The organism is Bacillus sp. NP247 (assembly GCF_018966865.1).
Classification (GTDB): domain Bacteria; phylum Bacillota; class Bacilli; order Bacillales; family Bacillaceae_G; genus Bacillus_A.
Genome location: NZ_CP076653.1, coordinates 2,574,053 through 2,596,501 on the forward strand (window position 1 = coordinate 2,574,053; position 22,449 = coordinate 2,596,501).

The window sequence follows — 22,449 nt, forward strand, 5'->3', positions numbered from 1 at the left end:
GCCTTCACTTCCTATCCAATTAATTCACCATATCCTGCCTTGTAAATACTATAAATGAAATGATAAGAGATACTACTGCCCAAACCGTTAAATTCATTAAAGAAAATCCCATCGATAAACCTTGTAATGCAGGCAGTTTTCCTGATAAATAATCCGTTAGCGATAAGTTGACACTAAAAATGTATTTCGCACCTTCCCAAGACGTTGCAAACGAACTTAAAATGCCGCCTGCAATTAACGCAGCTAACATAACGCCCATACCAGCTGGTGTATTTCGAATTAAAACAGAAACCATAAATGATATAGTTCCAACAACGATAGCAACAAACCAAGCTAGTCCGTACGCCATTAAAATGTATTGCCACTGCGGAATAAGGTGTACAAAGTTTGTATTTAACGTTTCCTTATCAATGACGAATCCTGTTAACACAGGTAAATTCCATCCAGAGTATCCAAATACAAGCCCTGATAATGCATAAGCAAACACGCCAACAAGAAGCAATATGAGCGAAATGAAAAATAACATCGTCACGTATTTACTAAGGAGTATTTTCCACCGCCGAATTGGCCTCGTCAGAAGCATTTTCATCGTACCATCGCTTCGTTCTCCTGAAACAATATCAATGGCGACAATCATAACGAGCAATGGAATAAATAACGTTATTCCTTGTTCAATAAACGCCCTCACAAATGTTGGTGCTCCTGGTGCAGTCGGATTAATATCATGATCTAAATAATATTGTTGCTGTTCCACCCTCACCTTTAGCCAATCCCGCCATTCTTCTGGCAATCTAGAATTGTTCAAACGGTTTTGTGAATCAACAATTTGTTGCTGTAGTGATACTTTCCAATCGGTCGTACCAAGCCTTTTTTGCGTTGTTTCTATTTCACGATACTGAGCATACACAAAAAGCGGAATCAAGATTGCTAAAATAAGCATGACAACAACAATCCGTTTCTTACGATAAATCTTTTCTGATTCATTTAAAACTAGATTTGCAAATTCACGCATGTTGCTCACCCCTTGTGAGTTCAATAAATAAATCTTCTAGCGTAAATACAAGCTCTTTGACGCTATGTACATCTATCTCGTTTTCTACAAAGTGCTTATTCCAAACATTAATAGACGCAACATCCATACGACATAGTAAACGCTCATCTTCTATAATAACTTCCTCTACCTCTTCAGCAGCGTCTAACATGTCTTTCGCTTTGGAAATTGGTGTAACGACCCATTCTACACGATCACTCGCTGTTTTGATCAACTCTTCAATAGGTGCAACTGTTATCATTTTTCCTTTATGAATAATAGCAACACGGTCGCATATCATTTGTACTTCGCTTAATAAGTGACTCGAAATAAATACACTCATATTTTCTTCTTTTACAAGCTTATGTATAAATTCTCGTAGTTCTCTAATCCCAGCTGGATCTAAACCATTAGTCGGTTCATCTAATATGAGCAATTTCGGGTTTCCAAGAAGCGCCTGTGCAATTCCGAGACGTTGTTTCATACCGAGGGAATATGTTTTCACCTTATCGTGAATACGCTCATCTAAATGAACCATTTTTGCAATTTCAATAATACGTTCATCTGATATATCACCAAGCATGCGCGCAAATTGCTTTAAGTTTTCCCATCCCGTTAAATATGTATAAAGCTCTGGATTTTCAACGATACTTCCAATTTGACGCATCGCTTCCCTGAAATTTTCCTTAATAGAATAACCACCGATAGAAATAGTACCTTCTGTCGCTTTAATCAGTCCGACTAACATTCGAATTGTTGTTGTTTTCCCAGCTCCGTTCGGCCCTAAAAAGCCAAACACTTCTCCTTGTTTTACATCAAATGAAATGTCTTCTACAAGTGTCTTCTTTCCAATTACCTTCTTCACGTCTCGTACAGAAAGTATCGTCGTCATTTTACCCCTCCTTGCTCTAGTTTTAATTTACTTACAACATTTTGGACTAATCGCTCCGCCATATATGTGTAACCTACTTCATTCGGATGAAAATGATCGGAGTATAATAAATCTTTTCCGCGATTTTGAAATAAATCAAATGTCGGTGTAATATATACATTTTTATCATTTAATGCTAACTTCTCTAAAGAAGCATTCCAATCAACAACAATATTTGATGAACCTCTTAAATCTTCTACATCCTCAAAAGGATTGTATAAACCTAGCCAAAAAATAGGACTATCTGTGTTTAATTTACGAATTTCTTCTATAATTTTCTTTGCTTCATTTTGAAACGTTTCTGTATCAGGACGATACGTCTCTAAATCGATCTTTCCGAGCGATTCCCATCCTGGGAACAAATCATTTCCTCCAATTGTTAAAACAATTACATCTGCTTGCTTAATTGAATATTGAGCTCCGCTGCTTTCGATTTGTTTTAATAAATCGGGCATTTTCGCACCACTAACTGCCAAATTGGTTAGTGCAACTTTTTGTTTATAATTTTTTTGTAAATCCTCTTTCATTCGTCCAATATAGCCAATTCCTTCTTTATCACCAACGCCGCGCGTTAACGAATCACCTAAACTAACTATTTGTAACGTTCCTGTTTTCTTTTTCTCTTTTTCCACTACGTCAGTCTTCGTAATTAATTTTGAAGCTTTCGGATTTAATACATCATTTACACCCGAAACAAAACCGTATGCAAATAAACAGAAAGACGCAATTGTAATGAGTAGAATTACTTTTACTAATTTTGATCTCATATCAAAACCCCTTTTAGCCCCTATAGATTGTCCATAATTATACCAAACGAATTTTCGAAAAGCGATTTTCACACCTTCTCTATTATGTCGTTTCCCTATCTACCAAATTTGGTAATAGCTCAACATGTTTCACATCTATTTCCTCATCATTAATCTTTTCATATAATAATTCAAATGCCTTTACACCAACATTTTTACTAGAATGCGAAATCGTCGTAATACCTAATATATCTGCCACCTCTTGATCATCACATCCGATAATTGTAATATCCTCTGGGATACGAATTCCTTGTTTTTTCGCCTCCGTTACCATTCCTGCAGCAATATGATTGCAAGATACAAGAAACGCCGTCGGTTTTACAGACATACTAGCCCATTCTCTGACTACATTGCGCCCATCTTCCACCGTAAAACAGCCTTTAAACTTCCAGGCATCTAACGGTGTTACAACAATCTGTTGAAGTGAATCCTCATACGCCTTTTTTCGCCTTTGGCTATTAATGCTATTACTTCTTCCAATGCAATATCCAATACGTGTATGACCAGCATCTATTAAGCTTTTCATCCCGCGCGAAAATACTTTGTAGTAATCAATATGTACACTTGAAATGAAATTCGAATCTATTTCCTCACACATCACAATTGGACCAAACTTCGTATACTCTTCAAGTTTCCCCTTACTATTTGTCCTTGAACATATAATTACTCCATCAAGCTTTTTCATTTTTAACATATGTAAAATTTCAAGCTCTTTTTCTTCGCTATAATTTGTCTGGCAAAGCATCATATTATAATTGTTCTTTGCGGTTTCCTTCGATATCCCCCCAATAATGGCACTGTAATATTGATCATTTACGTGCGGCAATAAAACGCCAATTACATTCGTTTTTCCTTTCACTAAATGAATAGCATTCACATTTTGCGTATAATTTAATTCTTCTATAATCGCTAAAATCTCTTTTCGTTTCTGTTCATTCACATACGGATGATTATTGAGTACACGTGAAACAGTTGAAACAGATACTCCAGCAAGTTCAGCAATCTTTCTTATATTAGTCATCTCATTCTTCCCTTCCCCGCAAAAATTCTTGCTTGACCTGGTAAGCTTTCCACAGTATATCCTTTCTTAGCAAATACATTTTGAAAGGATATACAACTATGCTTCGATTCAAATTAGAATATATATTTTTCATTGGCGGTTTACTCATTCTCGCCATCGGCATTAATATGATGACGACAATTACTTCCTTTGGACTTAGCCCTTATGATTCCTTCTTTATTGCACTATATCAAAATTTTGGGATAAGTATTGGTTTTTGGATTTTTATGATTAACTTTGTTTTTACCCTGATCGTACTCTTTTGGGACAAAAAACAAATTACAATCGGCACAATTGTCACAATGATTCTTATTTCTCTTTTTGTTGATTGGGTTGGTTCTATTACGACTATTATCGATGCTATCCGCTCTCTTCCAAAATATATAACACTTATTTGTGGAAATCTATTCGTCGGAGCCGGAATTGGTCTTTACGTCTCTACAAACCTTTGTGCAGCACCTCAAGAAGCTTTCGTTTTAACCGTTGCCGAGAAGAAAAAATGGACATTTAGAAGAACAGAAATTTCATTAGCCTTTTTATTTTTAACATTAAGCTTCTTATTAGATGGACCAATCTATTTTGGAACAATTATCTTATCCTTTACAACAGGTTGGATCATTCAAGCATTTATTCAAATCGGTACGCAGATTTTAAATAGAAAAAAACCTATTAAGCAAGCCGCTTAATAGGTTTTTTCGTTTTATTAGATGCAATACTACTTAGCATCTCCTTCAATTCGATAGTTTGCTTTCACACAATCTATTTCTTCATACGATTGCAATGTATGTAGAATGTACTCATAATCCGCAAGAGAAGCACGATGCGTTACAATTACGATTTCTGCTTTCCCTTTCTCTTCAAGTGGCATTTGAATAATCTTTTCAAAACTAACACCACGTTCAGAGAACAATGATGTAATTTTTGCAAATACACCAATTTCGTCTTTCACATGAAGTCTTAAAAACTTTTTCACAATAATTTCATCTGGCTCTTTTAATACCTTTTGATATTGCGGGACTACAGCACTATTTCCTGTTACACCTAACCTAATATTTTGCATTACAGCAACTAGGTCAGAAACAACAGCTGTCGCTGTCGGTAAGCTTCCTGCTCCCGGACCATAAAACATCGTTTCTCCTACCGCTTCACCATACACATAGACAGCATTATATTCATTTTGCACTGCCGCAAGAGGGTGTGCATTTGGAAGTAAAGTTGGCTCAACTGTAACCTCTAATTTCTCGCCATCTCGCTTTGCAAGGCCAATTAATTTAATTGTATAGCCTAAGCTCTTACTATATTCAATATCTTCTGCTGTAATAGAAGTAATTCCTTTTACCTTCACATCTCCAAGCTCTACATTTGTAGAGAAACCGAGAGTAGCCAAAATCGTCATTTTTCTTGCTGCATCTAAACCTTCTACGTCTGATGTTGGATCTGCTTCTGCAAATCCAAGCTGCTGAGCTTCTTTTAACACGTCGTTATATGCTCTCCCTTCGTCTGACATTTTCGTCAAAATAAAATTTGTCGTTCCATTTACAATTCCCATTACTTTCGTAATAAGATCTGAAGAAAGTCCTTCTACGATGCTTCGTAAAATTGGAATCCCTCCAGCTACACTTGCTTCGTAAAATAAATCAGCCTTATTATCTTTTGCTACCGCTAAGAGTTCCGCTCCGTGTAACGCCATTAAATCTTTATTTGCAGTCACAACGTGCTTCCCGCTTTTTAAAGCTTGTAAAATATATGCTTTTGCATCATCAATGCCGCCCATTACTTCAATGACAACATCAATATTAGGATTATCTAAAATTTCATTCACATCTTGTGTTAATAGAGTAGAAGGCACGTCTACTTCTCTCTCTTTCTCAATGTTTTGCACCAATACTTTCGTTACTTTCACTGGACAACCTACTTGGTGTATAAGTCGTTCTTGATGATCTGTAATAATACGAACTACACCACTACCAACTGTCCCAAGACCTAATAACCCCACTTGAATGTCTTTCATAATACTGTCCACCCCTCAAAAATTGTGTTTAGATGCCATTATATAGACAAAAAATCCGAAAAACAATGTATTTTGAATATTAAGAAAAATGAAGGTTAATCTTTACAAATAAAACGCTACCACGTGTTATACAATCATTATTTACAATATATAAGGGGTTTCTTGATACACATAATAATTCAGCCAATTAGAGAATAATAAATTCCCATGACTCCTCCACCTAACAAGTGGCTTCTCATCTGGATTATTATGTTTAAAATAATTTTTTGGCACATCAATATTTAACCCTCTTTGGCAGTCCCGTTCGTATTCTTGCTTTAACGTATCACAACTATATTCACTATGTCCGAGTGCGAAAACTTGCCTTCCCTCTTGCCCAATAGCAAGATGAACACCTGCTTCTTCAGAATTGGCTAATAACGTTAATTCTTTCACCTTTTCAATATCACTCTCTCTTACTTCTGTATGACGAGAATGCGGAGCAAAAAACACTTCATCAAACCCTTGTAACAATTTCACATGTTGCTCGCGAACCTCATGTTCAAATACACCAAACATTTTTTCCGCAAGAGGATACTTCGGCACACCATAGTGATAATACAAACCTGCTTGTGCCCCCCAGCAAATATGAAGCGTAGATGTTACATTCGTTTTTGAATACTCCATAATACGTCCAAGCTCTTCCCAATAATCTACCTCTTCAAAAGAAAGAGTTTCAACTGGTGCTCCTGTAATAATGAGTCCATCAAATTTTTCATTCTCAATATCACGGAATGTTTTATAGAAGCTCGTTAAATGGTCCTGCGCTACATTGCGAGACAGATGTGATTCCATATGAAGTAAATGAACATCTAATTGCAACGGTGTATTTCCAATTAAACGAAGTAATTGCGCCTCTGTTTCTTGCTTTGTAGGCATTAAATTTAATATAGCAATTTTCAAAGCACGTATATCTTGTGTTACTGCTCGCTCCTTCGTCATTACAAAAATATTTTCCTTCTGCAATACTTTGCGAGCTGGTAAATCTTTATCAATTATGATCGGCATGTTGTTTGCCTCCGACTAGCGCCGCTTCTAAATCTGCAATAATATCAGAAACATCTTCTATACCGACCGATAAACGGATTAAATCAGATGTAACGCCAGCTAAACGCTGATTTTCTGCGCTTAATTGTCTGTGCGTCGTACTAGCAGGATGTATTACACAAGTTCTTGCATCAGCTACATGCGTTACAAGAGTTGCAAGCTTTACATTTGCGATAAATTCTTTTGCTGCTTCTAATCCGCCCTTAATACCAAATGTTAAAACTCCACTAGCACCTTTTTTCAAATACTTTTGTGCTAACGAGTAATTTTCATTACTATCTAACCCTGGATAATTCACCCATTCAATGCGATCATGATTAGCAAGCCATTTAGCAACTTCGAGAGCATTTTCACTATGACGCTCCATTCGTAAATGCAATGTTTCCAGGCCAATGTTGCTAATATATGCATTGAATGGGCTCATACAGTTTCCGTAGTCTCTTAATAACTGAACGCGTGCTTTCACAATATACGCTGCTGCTCCAAAATTTTGAACATAGCTTACGCCATGATAACTCGGGTCAGGTTCGACAAGTTCAGGGTATTTTCCATTTGTCCAATCGAAGTTCCCTCCATCTATTACAATCCCGCCTAGAGAACTTGCATGGCCATCAATATATTTCGTTGTAGAATGGACAATGATATTTGCCCCATGTTCAAACGCCTGGCATAAATAAGGCGTCGCCAATGTATTATCAACGATAAAAGGTACTTCTAATTCTTTTGCTGCCGCTGAAAGTTCTTTGAAATTCAAAACGTTCATTGCTGGATTTCCTAACGACTCTGCATAAACGAGTTTTGTCTTATCATTAGCAAGTGCCGCAATTTCATCTGCCGTTAAATTAGGATTAAAGAACGTAACATCTATGCCCAGCTTTCGCAAACTCACTCCAAATAAATTAAACGTTCCTCCGTAAACAGTTGAAGAACAAAGTAAATGGTCTCCACTACTGCAAATATTTAAAACCGCAAGCATAATGGCTGCCTGCCCAGAAGCTGTTGCAACAGCCCCTACACCGCCTTCTAAATCTGATAACTTCTGCTCAAATGCAGCTAGAGTAGGATTTCCAATACGCGTATATATATATCCTTCTGCCTCTAAATTAAATAGTGCTGCTAAATCATCTGACGTATCGTATTTATACGTTGTACTTTGATAAAGTGGCAAAACACGCGGCTCACCATTTTTTGGCGTATAGCCACCTTGCACACAAATCGTTCCTTTCCCCCATGATTCTCCCATCTCTCATTCTCCTTTCTTTTATCCCGCTATTTGCGGGTAGTAAGACTCCCACCTCCAAATTCGGCAAATGCGAGGAAGTTAGGTGGGAGATAACTGCCCGATTGATGAAGGCTAATAATTAGCGGGGGAGGGGCAAAACCCCCACTGATTAAAGTTTCACTTTATCCAAAATAAAAAACTGCCCCTTCCCTGAAAACAAGAAAGGAGCAGTTTGAAAACACGCTCTAAGGCTCTTTCTTATCTCTCAGGATTATTACCTGCAGGATTTGGCACAATTCCGTTATACGGCTGTTGCCAAGGTTTCATCGGGCCTGTCCCTCCACCTTTTCTTGATAAGACTATGCAATTACCGTTGATTTTATAGCAATAATTTCCTGATGTCAAATAGTTTTTCTGAATGTTCTAAATTAAACGTAAGGAATTTAATACAAACAATAAAAGAAATATATTCCATATTCATTTGAAAAAGACCTTTTAAAAACTCCAATCCATATATAGAATTAAATAGGTGGTTTAACCGCGTTAGTTTCAAATTTTCATGAGATCCCAATATATTGAATAAGCCACCCCCTCAAAAAGATACTATATATATTCAAGTCATTTCACACTAGCATATTTAATCCTTTCTACATGAAAACTTACATAACGGAGGTAGAACATGACAAATAAAAAAGACATGCACCATATACTCGTCCTATATGGCATTCTTTTAGGCTCTATAGTAGGAGTCACAGTCTGGTCATTTTTAGTTACAATAAATATCGGAATTCACTTTATTTGGGGATACTTACCTACTCTTTTCTCTTCTCCCCCTTATTACACCATTTGTGTAACAATCATCGGTGGTATCCTCGTTGGTTTAGCACAAAAATACTTCGGTACATATCCACGTCTTATGCCGGAAGTGATGGCTGAATATAAAAAAACAGGTAGAATTGAATACCGTTTTGTACATAAAGCTACTTTAACTGCGATTATCGTTTTAATATTTGGAGCTAGTTTAGGACCAGAAGCTGCACTTGTTGGAATTATCGGTGGACTTTGTACATGGGTAGGAGATCGCTTTAAATTTGCTTTAAAGGGAATGAATGAACTAACAGAGGTTGGAATTGGTGCCACTTTAAGTGTTATTTTTAATGCACCATTATTCGGTTATTTAGCTCCGAATGAAAATGAGGGTGAGCAAATTAATGGATTTTCGAAAGGAAAAAAAGCAATCGTATATTTAGCTACCACTTTTGCTGGTTTTTCCGTTTACTTATTACTTAGTAAACTCGATAATCGTGGATCCTTTATTGTTGATTTTGGGGAAGGTTTCCTTTCTCTTAATGAGTGGATTGCTTTTCTTCCACTTGCTAGCACTGGTGCTATAGTTGGTTTCTTTTATTTCAAATTAGAATTCACATTAGAGAAATTAATCCACCCCTTCAGGGAATACAAGGTATCACTTGGAATTATAGGCGGTATTTTATTAGGGGTTACAGGAACTTTTCTCCCGTACACGTTATTTTCAGGGGAACATCAATTAAAAGATTTAGTCGTTGAATGGAGCTATTTATCCTTCTGGGTACTACTTCTTTCAGGAATTTTAAAATTATGTATTACTGCCGTTTGTTTAAATACGGGTTGGCGCGGCGGACATATTTTCCCAATTATATTTGCTGGATCAAGTATCGGATATGCTATAGCTTCTATTATCCCTATAGATCCAATAGCTTCTGTAGCCATTGTCACGACAGCTATTTCAAGCTATGCATTAAGAAAACCAATAGCTATAACATTACTATTACTCATGTTTTTCCCGCTCAATTTATTATTACCGATGCTCGGGGCAGCAGCGATTGGGAATGCATTTCCGCTTCCTAAACATAACGAAACTACAAATTAATAAAAATAGGCAGTCGGGACAAAAGTTCCACTGCCTATTTTTGTTACACAAGCTGCTTTAATAGTGCGTATAATTCTTCAAAATTATGCACTTCATATGTTGGCATAATCTCGCTATCATTTAATTTCTTTTCTGGATTAAACCAACAAGTATCAATTCCTGCTACATATCCACCTTTAATATCGGCGCTTAACGAATCACCAATAATAAGCCCTTCTTCAGAAACGAAGTTAGGAATACGTTCAAAAACATAATCAAAATACTCTTTCATCGGCTTTTGGAATCCCGTATCTTCAGAAACAAAAATATCTTTAAACAATGAATGTAATCCTGCATTACGCAAACGTTTATCTTGCGTTTCAGAAATACCGTTTGTCACTATATATAAATCGTACTTACTTTGAATTTGATTTATAAATTCAAACGCACCTTGCATGAGTTGGTTTCCTTCTTCTAAGTAGCTGCGATAATTATTTTCAAATAATATTCCATCTACTTCTTCCCCGTACTCTTTAAACAAAATGGAAAATCGTGTATTTATAATTTCATTTCTCGCTATTTCACCTTTTTCAAAAGAATCCCAAAGGCTTTTATTTATTTTTTTATAACGATCCTCTATTTCATCGGTTAAAAGAAGCCCCTTCTCTTCAAAAAGCATCCGTAAAGCGATTTTCTCAGCCTTTTGAAAATCTAGTAATGTATCATCTACATCAAATAGCAATGTTTTATATTTTTTCATAAACCCCTCACACTCTCTTTTCTACCAAAATAAATTTACATAAATCGTATCATTCCTTCTTGTAAAAATAATAGGAGATATCTCATACTATAATAAGGGGTGAAAATATGCAGATTAGCAAAAATAAAGAAGAAATTTATCAATACATACAAATTCACCAATTCGATACTCTTTTTTCCTTTCATATCTTGCCATATGTAGAACTGCACTCTTTTCAAAAGAAAGAATTAATATGCAAAGAAGGAACCGATCTCCCTTATCTCTATTACTTAATTTCTGGGAAAGCCAAAATATATATGAGTCACAAAAACGGAAAGGTTTCATTAATTAACTTTATTCAAGCACCTTCGTTCATTGGGGAATTAGGATTAATTGGTGTAGAATCTGCTACGAAAGCAATTGAAGTAATAGATGATTGTATTTGCTTAGCGCTTCCCCTTAAAGATTGTCAGCATCTTTTATTGCAAGATGCTACCTTTCTACAGAAACTATGCAAATTTATTGGAGAAAAAACAATTACCCGAACGGAAAATTACGCCAAAAACTATAGTTATCCGTTTGAAAATCGATTAGCTGCCTTTATTCTATTAACGGAACAAAATAATTGCTATACCGAAAAACATACTGAGGCCTCAGAATACTTAAACGTCAGTTACCGCCATCTTTTATATGTATTAAACCAGTTTTCCCAGCAAAATTATTTAAAAAAAGAAGGAAGAACCTATTACATACAAAATCGAATTCAATTAGAGAAACTGGCTGATGAGCTAAAAATATAAAGAAACAGCATTAACGTTTAAGCGTTAATGCTGTTTCTTTGAGTGACGATTATGTTTTTAATTAAAATTTACTTGCTACTTTAGCCGCTTCTTCAAGACCTGCTGCAATGATCTCTTCTGCTTTATCTGGGAATTGGTTATGTCCTTCAATAACTACCGTTTCCATGTTTGTTGCACCGAAGAAGCCCATCATGCTTGCTACATATTTAACAGCCATTTCTACTTCAGCTGCTGGACCTTCAGAATATACGCCGCCGCGTGCATTTAATAAAGCAATCTTCTTATCTCCAATAAGCCCAACTGGACCTTCTGGTGTATATTTAAACGTTTTACCAGCACGGTTTAAGTAATCAATATACGTGTGTAATACGGCCGGAATCGTTAAGTTCCATAATGGGAACCCGAAAACTACTTTATCAGCTTCTAAAAATTGATTTAAATACTTATCAGCTACTGCTACCACTTTTGCTTCTTCTTCTGTTAAATCAAATCCTCTACTTGCTTTGAATGTACCATTAATCATATCTACGCCTACATATGGTAATTCTTCTTTATATAAATCAAGTTCTACTACTGTATCATTTGGATGTGCTTCTTTATAGTTTGCTAAAAATGCCTCGTATAATTTCACACTAACTGCTTGTTCCGCTGGGCGGTTGTTTGCTTTTACAAATAAAACTGTTGCCATTATTTCTTCCTCCTACTACTCACTCTTATGTTGTTATATATTACTTACGAAAAAGGGTACTCCCTTGTAATTGTTGTTGCTTACAAATACATTTTATCTTTATATCAAGACAATTACGTCCTCACATAGACGTATTTTTCCATAAAAAAAGTCCACCTTCTAAAGGCGAACTAGGTCTTACGACTTTCGTCTTATACAATTCCATTTTTCACTGCATATAATGCCGCTTGCGTGCGATCGGATAAATGTAACTTACTCAAAATACTACTCATATGAGCTTTTACCGTTTTTTCTGTAATAACTAAAACAGAAGCGATTTCTTTATTACTCATCCCTTTCGCCAATAGCTGCAATACTTCATTTTCTCTCGCTGTTAACACATCCACTTGAACGGAAGGTTCTTCTTCTTTTTCTTCCTCCGGTAAAGTTTGAGAAAGAAGGGCATTTGCTATATCTGGATGTAATTGAATATTACCTTTATAAGCACTTCGAATGGCTTCAACAAGCTGATCTGGTTCTATATCTTTTAAAATATAACCGCTCGCCCCAGCTTTTAGTGCCGGCAATACATGAGCTTGATCAGAAAAACTAGTTAATACAATTACTTTCACGTTTGGATATTCTTTTTTAATACAAGCTGTTGCCTCAATTCCATCCATCTCAGGCATGTATAAATCCATTAATACGACATCTGGACTCGTTTCGCCTACTTTCACTAGCGCCTCTTTCCCATTGTTTGCTTCCCCAACTAATTCAAAATCTTCCTGTGTGCTTAGAAAAAATGCCAATCCTTTTAAAACAACTGTATGATCATCAACTAACAATACTTTTATTTTCACAAACTTCCCTCATTTTCACTTCATAATGGTACATTTACTTTTACACTCGTTCGTTTCTTACTACTTACAATTGTAATTGTTCCACCAACTAATTCTACTCTTTCACGCATCGTAGTCATACCGAGTGATTTCTTCTGTTTTATATCCTTTTCTACAAACCCATTTCCTTGATCGACTATTTCTAATGATACATTTTTCTCCGTCACTTTGAAATAAATCGTCGCTTCTCGTACATTCGCATGCTTACTTATGTTATTTAAAGCTTCTTGTCCAATTCGCCATAGCGCTTCTTCTACTACACGCGGCAAATCACGCACACCTGTAACTTGTTCCCGAATTTTCAATCCTAAACTTTCACCATATTGCTTTAAAGCTGGTAATAATCCTTTCTCTAATCCAGCAGGACGGAGCTGCCAAATCAAGGTCCTCATTTCTTTCAAAGCACCTTGCGCTAGTTCACGCATCTCATACAAAGAACTATCTACCTTTTCATTTTGGCCTTTTAAAACAGCTTCTGCACCCTTCGTCATAAAAGTTAATGAAAATAATTTTTGTGAAACTGAGTCATGTAGATCTCTTGCTAACCGATTCCTTTCTTCCATCCGTACAAGTTCACGGCGTTGCTCATTTAATCTTAAATTCTCTATTATTAACGAAATATGATTCGATAGAGCTTGCATTACATCTATTGTATTAACATCAAACTCTCCATTATTTGAACTAACACACAAGACACCAAACATATGACTTTGAATATGTATTGGCGTAGCGATAACGGCCCTATTTGGATGTACAATATGACCAATTTGACGTTTTAATAAAACAGGCTCATCTTTTTCTAATGCCTTCTTTGCTGCTTCTTTCACATCGTCCTGTAACTCTTCCTGACCATAAGATGCTCGCAAAGATAATTCTGTTTCTTCTCTAATAAAAAACGCCACTTGATTCCATTGAAATACTTCACCCACGTGATTTACCACTTTCTCAGGTAATACATTAAACTTATGAATCGTTTTTAACGCTTGAATAAAACGTTCCAATTTCACATAATAATGTGCTCTTCGTTTTTCATTTTCATATAATTTGGTTCGCTTTAAAGCCGTCCCGATTTGAAAAGCAACGGATTGGAGCAAAACCAATTCTTCTTCTGAAAAATGTGTTTTACCTGGGCTTGCAACATTTAATACCCCGATTTTTTCCCCTCCGGCCTTTAAAGGAACCGTAGCATGATGAAGAATTCCTTCCGTATCTCCCCAATTATATTCAATTGCATTATTAATTCTTTTACATTCAATAATATTAACCGCGCGCTCTAGCTTCCCATCTACAAAACCACGTAAACACCAACACTCACCTTCACACATTGGGCGTTTATTTTCATATGTAAGTGCCTCTGGTAACTGATAATCAATTAACTTTGTATACCTACCATTTTCATCCGCAAGGAAAATCCATCCTGTCGTTAAACCTGTTACACTTAGTAATTTTTCTAGGACCGCTTGCAATACATGATATGTATCATTTGATGTATTTAATGTTTCTGCAATCTCTTTTAATATAACTAATTCATTTGTACGATTCTCTTGAAACATAATTCTTCTCCTACATACAAAATTTTAAATAGTACTTAACATAAATCATCTACTTTTCACTTTGTACTTATTCGTAACATTGATATAATAGTGAAAACATAGTTTTCATTATATCACTTGAGGGGGCTTTCATAATGACATTAAATAAGGCACTTACAATCGCTGGTTCTGACACAAGTGGCGGTGCTGGTATACAAGCAGATCTAAAAACATTCCAAGAACTTGGCGTATATGGGATGACATCACTGACGACAATCGTAACAATGGACCCACATAACGGTTGGGCACATAACGTATTCCCAATCGCGGCTTCTACATTAAAACCACAATTAGAAACAACAATTGAAGGCGTTGGCGTAGATGCTTTAAAAACGGGTATGCTTGGATCAGTAGAAATTATCGAAATGGTTGCGGAAACAATTGAAAAGCACAATTTCGAAAATGTAGTAGTTGATCCTGTTATGGTATGTAAAGGGGCAGACGAAGCGTTACATCCTGAAACAAACGACTGCTTACGTGACGTTCTTGTTCCAAAAGCATTAGTTGTTACTCCAAACTTATTTGAAGCATATCAATTAAGTGGTGTGAAAATTAGTTCTCTTGAGGACATGAAAGAAGCAGCGAAGAAAATCCACGCTTTAGGTGCTAAATACGTCCTAATTAAAGGCGGTAGCAAACTTGGTACGGAAACTGCAATCGACGTCCTATATGACGGAGAAACATTCGATCTTCTAGAATCAGAAAAAATTGATACTACAAACACACACGGCGCAGGTTGTACATATTCTGCTGCAATTACAGCAGAACTTGCAAAAGGAAAATCTGTGAAAGAAGCAGTAAAAACTGCGAAAGAATTCATCACAGCTGCAATTCGCCATTCATTTAAGATTAACGAATATGTAGGACCAACACATCACGGTGCATACCGCAAATTCGTTGCACCGAAAGAACTTGTCTAACATAAAGATTTTTATTAATAAATTTAAAAATAGATTAAAACCCACAGAACATTTATTGTTCTGTGGGTTTTAATTACTTTGCAGAAATGTTTTAAAATACTCCCCGAATTCCTATGATGCTGTACTAACTTTGTTTCTACCATTTCTTTTTGAATAGTATAATGCATCATCTGCGGATTGAATAAATTGTTCTGGGGATTTTTCATACTCTGAAATTCCGACCGAAACTGTAATTTTTATTTTTTCTCCATTTTGCAATTGGAATGAATACTTTTCAACAGCTAGACGAATTTGTTCCCCTACACGAGTTCCATATGCTAACCTCTTTTTTGGTAATAGCAGGGCAAACTCCTCGCCACCCTTTCGAAAAACCAAGTTTGAGAATGGTGCATTTTCTAGTAAAATATGCCCCACTTGTTTTAATACTTCATCCCCAGCAGGATGACCATACGTATCATTTACATACTTAAAGTGATCAATATCTATAAGCAATAAACAAAGTGAATCATTCTTCATATGTTTGTTACCAATATGACGATTCATCTCTAAATCAAACTGTCTTACATTTCCTAGATTCGTTAATGCATCTATCGTTGCATAATGCCTCATCGTTTGAAATAATTCATTCGATTGTAATACATAACTTGCACTTACAAATGTGATGTATCCTGCAACAATACTACAAACAAAATATAATACCACTACAGATACATCCTTAAATAAAATAGACAGTGGTAATATTAAAATAGACAAGCTATACACATTAAGCCATATCCACTTTGTAAATATAGAAATTTTCATCCGCCAAATGAAGACAATACCAATTCCGGTTACTATGATGGTATAGCAAGCTAATTCAGAGGCTAAAGAGTAATCAGTAAAAAGTAGCCGAGTTATTAAAATGATAGCAACTGTTATACTACTGGCTATCGGCCCCCCAATTATAACTGCCAAAATAACTGCCAAGTAACGTAAATCCAACAGACTATCTTCAATATGTACACCAAAATGCATTAATAATACACCTAATATCCCAGTAAAAATACCTACTACACATTTTTGCCAAACAGCGAATCCCTCTTTTAACGGCCTATCTCTTAAAAGCTGACCACCTACAAAGATAAAGGAAAGAATAATTGTCATATTTACAAATAGATCTCTGAACATAAAATAATCTCCCTACTTTTTCTTTTCCATCTATCCCTTTCCATATGTTATTGTATTACGAAATCCCTATAATTCCCAAACTTTTTATTTTGTTGTTCCACGTGGAACAACAAAATAAAAAAGGGACGAAATTTCGCCCCTTCCATTAACAACATCGTGATATTTTTCCGCCTTTTGCATTAAATCTAGCTTCTTGTGCCTCAGCAAAAAATTGTTTTTGACATAGGATTTCCTCTTCTGGGTGATGTACTTTCATATGATTTACATATGTTTCATAACTTGGAACTCCGACAAGTAAACTAATAAATTGGTTTCTCTTTCCCCATACCTTCCGTAATCTTTTAAGCATAGTTCCTCGACTCACTTTCATCTCTTGGAATATATGGAGCCTCTTTTAACGGCATTGGCTTATTTCTTAATACTTGAATCCAAATTCGAAGTGCAGAAATTAATACAGCAATTACAACTATCATAAAAATCCCACAAAGAGCTGCATCAATATAATCATTAAAAATAATTTGTTTCATTTGCGCAACGTTTTTAGCTGGAGCTAATACCTTCCCATCATCTAATGCTCCTTGGAACACTTTCGCATGGGATAGAAACCCTATTTTAGGATTTTCATGAAATAACTTTTGATAACCAGCTGTCATCGTTACAATCAGTAATCCGACGGTTGGGATAAGCGTCACCCAAACATATGCCTTTTTCCCCATTTTGAATAAAATTGTCGTTCCAAGTAATAGTGCAATCCCTGCTAACATTTGGTTTGCAATACCGAACAATGGCCATAATGTATTAATTCCACCAAGTGGATCTATTACTCCCTGGTATAAGAAATATCCCCACCCTAGTACACATAACGTTGTAGCTATTACATTCGCTAATGTAGAATCTGTTTTCGCAAACGGCTTGTACACATGCCCTAAAATATCTTGAATCATAAATCGTCCTACACGTGTTCCAGCATCAATCGTTGTTAAAATAAATAGTGCTTCAAAAAGAATGGCAAAATGGTACCAAAATGCCATCATCGCCGTTCCACCTATTACTTGTGAAAATATATGTGCCATACCAATTGCTAATGTTGGTGCGCCACCTGTACGTGATAAAATGGTCTGTTCTCCGACGTTAACAGCAAGTTCTTTTAATTCATTCGGTGTAATAGCAAATCCCCACGAAGAAATAACTTGAGCCGCTTGTGATACATCTGTTCCGATCAGTGCTGCTGGACTATTAATTGCAAAATAAGTTCCTGGTGTTAATACACAAGCTGCAATCATAGCCATCGCTGCTACAAATGATTCCATTAACATTGCCCCATACCCGATTGGCCTTGCATGACCTTCTTGCTCAATCATTTTCGGCGTCGTACCTGATGAAACGAGAGCGTGGAATCCTGAGACAGCACCGCAAGCTATTGTAATAAATAAGAACGGAAATAAATTCCCGGAGAAAACAGGACCTGTTCCGTCAATAAACTTAGATACTGCCGGCATCTTTAAATCTGGAGCTACAATTAAAATACCAATTGCTAACCCAAGTATCGTCCCTACTTTTAAAAATGTACTTAAATAATCACGCGGTGCCAAAAGCATCCAAACTGGTAATGCCGATGCAATAAATCCATATACGATAAGCATAATAGCAATTGTCTCACCACTAAACGTAAACATACTTGCAAGCGTTGGGTTTTCAGCTACATACTGACCTCCAATAAGAGATAGAATAAGTAGAATAATACCAATTACCGATCCTTCACCAACCCGTCCAGGTCTAATGTAACGCATGTAAACTCCCATTAAAATAGCAATTGGAATCGTTGCTGCGATTGTAAACATTCCCCATGGGCTTCCAACAAGTGCCTTCACAACTACTAAAGCTAATACCGCTAATAAAATGATCATAATACCTAAAATACCAATCATTGCAATTAATCCTGTAACAGGACCAATCTCATCTTTAATCATTTCTCCTAATGATTTACCATTACGTCTCATTGAAGCAAATAAAATTACAAAATCCTGTACAGCTCCAGCAATAACTACCCCAACAATAATCCAAATTGTCCCAGGTAAATACCCCATCTGTGCCGCCAAAATCGGGCCTACTAAAGGACCTGCCCCTGCAATCGCTGCAAAGTGATGTCCGAATAAAACCCATTTATTTGTCGGAACATAATCCTTCCCGTCATTTAACGTATGAGCAGGTGTTTGTCTATTATTATCTAGGCCAAAAACTTTCCTTGCTATAAATCTACTATAAAAACGATAAGCAATCGCATACACTGATACAGCAGCAACCAATAGCCATACAGCATTAATTGTCTCACCTTGTGATAAAGCTATTACACCAAAAGCAGATGCTCCTACTGCTGCAATAACTCCCCAAAGTAAAATTGATTTCAATGTTTTCACATACAATCCCCCCATTACTACTTCTTAGTGGAGATTGTACTAAATTTTCTGAATACTTTACTTGAATCCTCCTTATCATGAAGGATTTTTAGATTATCATGTAAAAATTCTCTTATTAGTTGTCACAGTTCAATTTTATTTCGAAGTCGTTTTACATAATTGCGGCTTACTGGAATCGGTTGCTCATCGTACCTGTCTAAATGCAAATTATACGTGCCATTATAATAAGGTTTAAGTTCTTGTACATATGACATATTAATTAAATAGCTTTTATGTACACGTAAAAAATCATATGCATTTAGTTTATTTTCTAATTCCTGGAGTGTGTATGTTGAAATATACTGATTATTTGTTGTATAAATTGAAACCGTCTTATTTTCCTTATTTTTACTCACATATACAATATCTTCCGGGAAAATATATCTAATCCCCTCATGGCCTTCTATCGGCAGTTTACGCAGATGACTCTTTGCTTTCTCACCTTGTTCTTTTCCCATTTTATATAAAATGAATTGTAAATCTTCTTCACGAAATGGTCGTAATAAATAATAAAACGCTTGGAAACGAAAAGCTGTAATTGCCTCTTCTATATCCTCACCAATAAAAATAAATTTCGTATAACAATTCACTTCTCGTAACAAACTTGAATATTCAAAACCAGTACCATCCATTAATTGCGAATTTAAAAAAACAAAATCAGGTGTATGTTTTTTCATTATTAGCAAAGATTCTGTTCCAGTTCCCGCTTCAAAACATTCTACATTTCGAATGTTTTCAGTAAAGTTCTCAACTAATTTTCTTCGCTCTTCTGTTTCTTCCATGATAAGTAAGATTTTCATTTATCCAGCCACCTAATTCCTTTGTCCATATGTCTTGTTGTATACATTCGCTTTAGTAAGAAACAATCCCTTTTTCTTACTATACCATTATTTATCTAAAAAAACAGAAAAAAGGAAACCACTTTGGTCCCCCCTTTTCTTTTATACTAATTCCCTCTGTTTCGTTTCTTGACCAAGTATAACTACAGCTAGTACTCCAATTAAAATTGATCCACAGAAAATCGTAAATATTAGCGAAAGTGAAGCTTGTGCGGCAACTAAATATCCGACTAATAGAGGCCCAAGAATACCACCAATACGACCGAATGCAGCTGCCATTCCCGCACCTGTACCGCGAATAACTGTTGGATACTGTTCAGGTGTGTAAGCGTATAATGCCCCCCAAGCGCCTAAATTAAAGAAGGATAGTAACATACCCGCCACTATTAATGCTGTTAATGAATCCGCTATTCCGAACACATACGCACTACATGCTGTACCAGTTAAATACGTAATCAAGACGAATTTACGGCCAAGACGTTCAATAAACCATGCAGCTGTAAAATACCCTGGTAGTTGAGCTAATGTCATAATGAGTACGTACTGAAAACTCTTTATTAAACTAAAGCCTTTCAGTACCATTACACTAGGTAACCAAAGGAACATTCCATAATAGGAAAAGACAACACAAAACCATAGAATCCATAACATAATTGTTGCTTTACGATACTCTCCAGACCAAACTGCTTTTATATTTTCAATAACAGATGGCTTTTTTGCAACCTTTTGGAACCTTGGAGAATCGGGTAAATTCCATCTTAAATATAAAGCATATAACGCTGGAACTGCACTTAATACCATAGCAACTTCCCAACCGTATTTAGGAATAACAAAATATGAGATAAGAGCTGCGATTAACCAACCACCAGCCCAAAAGCTTTCTAATAGTACAACTATTTTCCCACGTTCGTGTGCTTCAACACTCTCCGATACAAGGGTAGATGCAACTGGAAGTTCCCCGCCAAGTCCCATACCAATTAAAAAGCGTAAAATGAGGAACATCGCAAGTGTCGTCGTTAAAGCCGTTAAGCCACTACCAATAGAAAATAGTAATAATGTAATAATAAAGACTGATTTCCGTCCTATTTTATCTGATAGTATCCCAAAAACGAGCGCCCCTACAGCCATACCAATTGAGTTAATACTACCTATCCAACCCATCTCTTGAGTACTTAATCCCCACTCTTTTTGCAACGCCACTATTACAAATGAAAGCATTCCAACATCCATTGCGTCAAATAGCCAGCCAAGCCCTGCTATACCAAGCAGCTTTCGCTTCGAAATTTCTTTTACCTTGCTCACAAGAAGTCCTCCTTACACAGGTGTCTTTACACATCATTTTACATGTGTGTATTGTATAAGTAAAATACTTTCGTATAAAAATTTCTCCCTCATCATTCCCAAAAAGTAAAATGTTTATCCCGCTATTTGCGGGCAGTAGAACTCCCACCTCAAAATCCAGCTGGAACAAAGAAGTTAGTTGGGAATCGGGCTAATAATCAGTGGGAGATGAACAAACCCCCACTGATTAAAGTTTCACTTTATCAAAAATGAACAAATAAAAAAAAGTAGCGATGTTCCGCTACTTTTTTGAACGCATTACTTCTTTTAAAAATTCAGCTAATACTAACTGACGACGCCAGCGTGTTGGATTACTACATAATCTGTAAAACCACTCTAAATTAATAGCTTGAATCCATTTTGGCGCACGCTTTACCTCTCCAGCCCACACATCTAAACTACCGCCTACTCCAACAGCCATTTTCGTTTTTAAACGATTCTTATTGTTTTGGATAAAGTTTTCTTGCCTTGGGAATCCAAGCGCAACAAGTAATAGGTCTGGTTTTGCCTCTTGAATACGTGAAACAATATTCTCTTCTTCTTCTTGTTTAAAATATCCATCTTGTATCCCCACGATAGATGCAGCCGAATATGTCTTCGTTAAATGATCAGCCGCAGCTTGTACAACATGTGGTTTTGCACCTAATAAGAAAACAGATACTGATTTATTCTCTTCTGATAACTTTGCAAATAAATTGCTCATTAAATCAAATCCCGCTACACGCTCTTTTAAAGGTGTACCAATCATACCACTTGCTTTTACAACCCCAATACCATCAGGTGTAATTAAATCTGTATTTAATAATGTGTTATGGAACTTTTCGTCCTTTTTTGCGCACATAACAATTTCAGGATTTGCTGTTACTACCTGAAAAGTATGAGTTTGCTCCAATTCTAGTTGTTCCTTTAAATATTGGACCGTTTCATCCATTGTCATTGTAGAGAAAGGAACACCTAGAATATCAACCGTTTGTACTGACATATTTAACTATCCT

At 36.1% G+C, this 22,449-nt stretch carries 21 protein-coding genes and 1 riboswitch; of the genes, 4 read left to right on the top strand and 17 right to left on the bottom strand.

Annotation, left to right across the window (positions count from 1 at the left end; genetic code table 11):
- Positions 1-19 precede the first annotated feature (19 nt).
- From KPL75_RS13560 to KPL75_RS13575, 4 genes are read right to left on the bottom strand one after another with little or no spacing between them, the layout of a single operon-like run.
- Positions 20-1,012, bottom strand: a complete 993-nt coding sequence (locus KPL75_RS13560; RefSeq protein WP_219920995.1) for an ABC transporter permease — start codon at positions 1,010-1,012, stop codon at positions 20-22.
- A complete protein-coding gene (locus KPL75_RS13565; protein WP_219920996.1) occupies positions 1,005-1,922 on the bottom strand; it encodes an ABC transporter ATP-binding protein in 918 nt (305 codons plus the stop codon). The genes KPL75_RS13560 and KPL75_RS13565 overlap by 8 nt, the downstream gene beginning before the upstream one ends.
- A complete protein-coding gene (locus KPL75_RS13570; RefSeq protein ID WP_219920997.1) occupies positions 1,919-2,800 on the bottom strand; it encodes an SGNH/GDSL hydrolase family protein in 882 nt (293 codons plus the stop codon). Before KPL75_RS13570 ends, KPL75_RS13565 begins: the two co-directional genes overlap by 4 nt.
- A 10-nt stretch (positions 2,801-2,810) precedes the next feature.
- On the bottom strand, positions 2,811-3,788 hold the full coding sequence (locus KPL75_RS13575) for a LacI family DNA-binding transcriptional regulator (protein ID WP_219920998.1): 978 nt from the start codon (positions 3,786-3,788) through the stop codon (positions 2,811-2,813).
- A 98-nt stretch (positions 3,789-3,886) separates the two neighbouring features.
- On the opposite strand from KPL75_RS13575, the gene KPL75_RS13580 reads away from it, so the two are divergent.
- Positions 3,887-4,513: a YczE/YyaS/YitT family protein gene (locus KPL75_RS13580; RefSeq protein WP_219920999.1), complete on the top strand. Its 627-nt coding sequence runs from the start codon at positions 3,887-3,889 to the stop codon at positions 4,511-4,513.
- A gap of 29 nt (positions 4,514-4,542) precedes the next feature.
- Here the strand turns inward: KPL75_RS13580 and KPL75_RS13585 are convergent, their stop codons facing one another.
- From KPL75_RS13585 to KPL75_RS13595, 3 genes are all read right to left on the bottom strand, one after another.
- Complete coding sequence (locus KPL75_RS13585) at positions 4,543-5,838, bottom strand: homoserine dehydrogenase (protein WP_002166390.1); 1,296 nt, start codon at positions 5,836-5,838, stop codon at positions 4,543-4,545.
- A 141-nt stretch (positions 5,839-5,979) separates the two neighbouring features.
- Positions 5,980-6,885 (bottom strand): homoserine O-acetyltransferase MetA, encoded by a 906-nt coding sequence (gene metA / locus KPL75_RS13590; protein WP_219921000.1) that lies wholly within the window; start codon positions 6,883-6,885, stop codon positions 5,980-5,982.
- Positions 6,869-8,167, bottom strand: a complete 1,299-nt coding sequence (locus KPL75_RS13595) for a bifunctional O-acetylhomoserine aminocarboxypropyltransferase/cysteine synthase (RefSeq protein ID WP_002068601.1) — start codon at positions 8,165-8,167, stop codon at positions 6,869-6,871. The genes metA and KPL75_RS13595 overlap by 17 nt, the downstream gene beginning before the upstream one ends.
- 234 nt (positions 8,168-8,401) lie before the next feature.
- Positions 8,402-8,506: riboswitch (SAM riboswitch) on the bottom strand.
- A 319-nt stretch (positions 8,507-8,825) separates the two neighbouring features.
- Between KPL75_RS13595 and KPL75_RS13600 the strand changes: the two genes are divergently transcribed.
- Positions 8,826-10,055, top strand: a complete 1,230-nt coding sequence (locus KPL75_RS13600) for a chloride channel protein (RefSeq protein WP_219921001.1) — start codon at positions 8,826-8,828, stop codon at positions 10,053-10,055.
- Between the two features lie 43 nt (positions 10,056-10,098).
- Here the strand turns inward: KPL75_RS13600 and KPL75_RS13605 are convergent, their stop codons facing one another.
- Positions 10,099-10,794: a YjjG family noncanonical pyrimidine nucleotidase gene (locus tag KPL75_RS13605; protein ID WP_219921002.1), complete on the bottom strand. Its 696-nt coding sequence runs from the start codon at positions 10,792-10,794 to the stop codon at positions 10,099-10,101.
- Positions 10,795-10,901: 107 nt separating this feature from the next.
- On the opposite strand from KPL75_RS13605, the gene KPL75_RS13610 reads away from it, so the two are divergent.
- Positions 10,902-11,573 carry a transcriptional regulator YeiL gene (locus KPL75_RS13610; protein ID WP_219921003.1) on the top strand — a complete coding sequence of 224 codons (672 nt, stop codon included), beginning with the start codon at positions 10,902-10,904 and terminating at the stop codon, positions 11,571-11,573.
- 61 nt (positions 11,574-11,634) lie between these two features.
- Here the strand turns inward: KPL75_RS13610 and KPL75_RS13615 are convergent, their stop codons facing one another.
- From KPL75_RS13615 to KPL75_RS13625, 3 genes are all read right to left on the bottom strand, one after another.
- Complete coding sequence (locus KPL75_RS13615; RefSeq protein ID WP_215554867.1) at positions 11,635-12,261, bottom strand: FMN-dependent NADH-azoreductase; 627 nt, start codon at positions 12,259-12,261, stop codon at positions 11,635-11,637.
- A 191-nt stretch (positions 12,262-12,452) separates the two neighbouring features.
- Positions 12,453-13,100: a response regulator gene (locus tag KPL75_RS13620; protein WP_219921004.1), complete on the bottom strand. Its 648-nt coding sequence runs from the start codon at positions 13,098-13,100 to the stop codon at positions 12,453-12,455.
- 20 nt (positions 13,101-13,120) lie between these two features.
- On the bottom strand, positions 13,121-14,692 hold the full coding sequence (locus tag KPL75_RS13625; RefSeq protein WP_219921005.1) for a GAF domain-containing sensor histidine kinase: 1,572 nt from the start codon (positions 14,690-14,692) through the stop codon (positions 13,121-13,123).
- A gap of 134 nt (positions 14,693-14,826) precedes the next feature.
- Between KPL75_RS13625 and pdxK the strand changes: the two genes are divergently transcribed.
- Complete coding sequence (gene pdxK / locus KPL75_RS13630; RefSeq protein ID WP_219921006.1) at positions 14,827-15,651, top strand: pyridoxine/pyridoxal/pyridoxamine kinase; 825 nt, start codon at positions 14,827-14,829, stop codon at positions 15,649-15,651.
- 111 nt (positions 15,652-15,762) lie between these two features.
- On the opposite strand, the gene KPL75_RS13635 is transcribed toward pdxK, so the two are convergent.
- The 6 genes from KPL75_RS13635 to KPL75_RS13660 form a co-directional block, all read right to left on the bottom strand.
- Positions 15,763-16,818, bottom strand: a complete 1,056-nt coding sequence (locus tag KPL75_RS13635; RefSeq protein WP_219921007.1) for a GGDEF domain-containing protein — start codon at positions 16,816-16,818, stop codon at positions 15,763-15,765.
- A gap of 145 nt (positions 16,819-16,963) precedes the next feature.
- Positions 16,964-17,167, bottom strand: a complete 204-nt coding sequence (locus KPL75_RS13640; protein WP_002144639.1) for a YbdD/YjiX family protein — start codon at positions 17,165-17,167, stop codon at positions 16,964-16,966.
- Entirely contained in the window at positions 17,160-19,235 is a 2,076-nt protein-coding gene (gene cstA / locus KPL75_RS13645) for a carbon starvation CstA family protein (protein WP_219921008.1), read from the bottom strand. The genes KPL75_RS13640 and cstA overlap by 8 nt, the downstream gene beginning before the upstream one ends.
- A gap of 122 nt (positions 19,236-19,357) precedes the next feature.
- Positions 19,358-20,074 carry a LytR/AlgR family response regulator transcription factor gene (locus KPL75_RS13650; protein WP_219921009.1) on the bottom strand — a complete coding sequence of 239 codons (717 nt, stop codon included), beginning with the start codon at positions 20,072-20,074 and terminating at the stop codon, positions 19,358-19,360.
- A gap of 141 nt (positions 20,075-20,215) precedes the next feature.
- The gene (locus tag KPL75_RS13655; protein WP_219921010.1) at positions 20,216-21,415 is read right to left on the bottom strand and encodes an MFS transporter; all 1,200 of its coding nucleotides are present in this window, start codon (positions 21,413-21,415) and stop codon (positions 20,216-20,218) included.
- 280 nt (positions 21,416-21,695) lie between these two features.
- On the bottom strand, positions 21,696-22,436 hold the full coding sequence (locus tag KPL75_RS13660; RefSeq protein ID WP_219921011.1) for a WecB/TagA/CpsF family glycosyltransferase: 741 nt from the start codon (positions 22,434-22,436) through the stop codon (positions 21,696-21,698).
- Positions 22,437-22,449: the final 13 nt, after the last annotated feature.

Coding starts and splice junctions, on each gene's coding strand:
- metA (WP_219921000.1), bottom strand. CDS start 6,885: ATGCCGATCATAATTGATAAAGATTTACCAGCTCGCAAAGTATTGCAG.
- KPL75_RS13640 (WP_002144639.1), bottom strand. CDS start 17,167: ATGCTTAAAAGATTACGGAAGGTATGGGGAAAGAGAAACCAATTTATT.
- KPL75_RS13595 (WP_002068601.1), bottom strand. CDS start 8,167: ATGGGAGAATCATGGGGGAAAGGAACGATTTGTGTGCAAGGTGGCTAT.
- KPL75_RS13635 (WP_219921007.1), bottom strand. CDS start 16,818: ATGTTCAGAGATCTATTTGTAAATATGACAATTATTCTTTCCTTTATC.
- pdxK (WP_219921006.1), top strand. CDS start 14,827: ATGACATTAAATAAGGCACTTACAATCGCTGGTTCTGACACAAGTGGC.
- KPL75_RS13660 (WP_219921011.1), bottom strand. CDS start 22,436: ATGTCAGTACAAACGGTTGATATTCTAGGTGTTCCTTTCTCTACAATG.
- KPL75_RS13585 (WP_002166390.1), bottom strand. CDS start 5,838: ATGAAAGACATTCAAGTGGGGTTATTAGGTCTTGGGACAGTTGGTAGT.
- KPL75_RS13600 (WP_219921001.1), top strand. CDS start 8,826: ATGACAAATAAAAAAGACATGCACCATATACTCGTCCTATATGGCATT.
- KPL75_RS13605 (WP_219921002.1), bottom strand. CDS start 10,794: ATGAAAAAATATAAAACATTGCTATTTGATGTAGATGATACATTACTA.
- KPL75_RS13580 (WP_219920999.1), top strand. CDS start 3,887: ATGCTTCGATTCAAATTAGAATATATATTTTTCATTGGCGGTTTACTC.
- KPL75_RS13625 (WP_219921005.1), bottom strand. CDS start 14,692: ATGTTTCAAGAGAATCGTACAAATGAATTAGTTATATTAAAAGAGATT.
- KPL75_RS13610 (WP_219921003.1), top strand. CDS start 10,902: ATGCAGATTAGCAAAAATAAAGAAGAAATTTATCAATACATACAAATT.
- KPL75_RS13565 (WP_219920996.1), bottom strand. CDS start 1,922: ATGACGACGATACTTTCTGTACGAGACGTGAAGAAGGTAATTGGAAAG.
- KPL75_RS13650 (WP_219921009.1), bottom strand. CDS start 20,074: ATGAAAATCTTACTTATCATGGAAGAAACAGAAGAGCGAAGAAAATTA.
- KPL75_RS13560 (WP_219920995.1), bottom strand. CDS start 1,012: ATGCGTGAATTTGCAAATCTAGTTTTAAATGAATCAGAAAAGATTTAT.
- KPL75_RS13615 (WP_215554867.1), bottom strand. CDS start 12,261: ATGGCAACAGTTTTATTTGTAAAAGCAAACAACCGCCCAGCGGAACAA.
- KPL75_RS13575 (WP_219920998.1), bottom strand. CDS start 3,788: ATGACTAATATAAGAAAGATTGCTGAACTTGCTGGAGTATCTGTTTCA.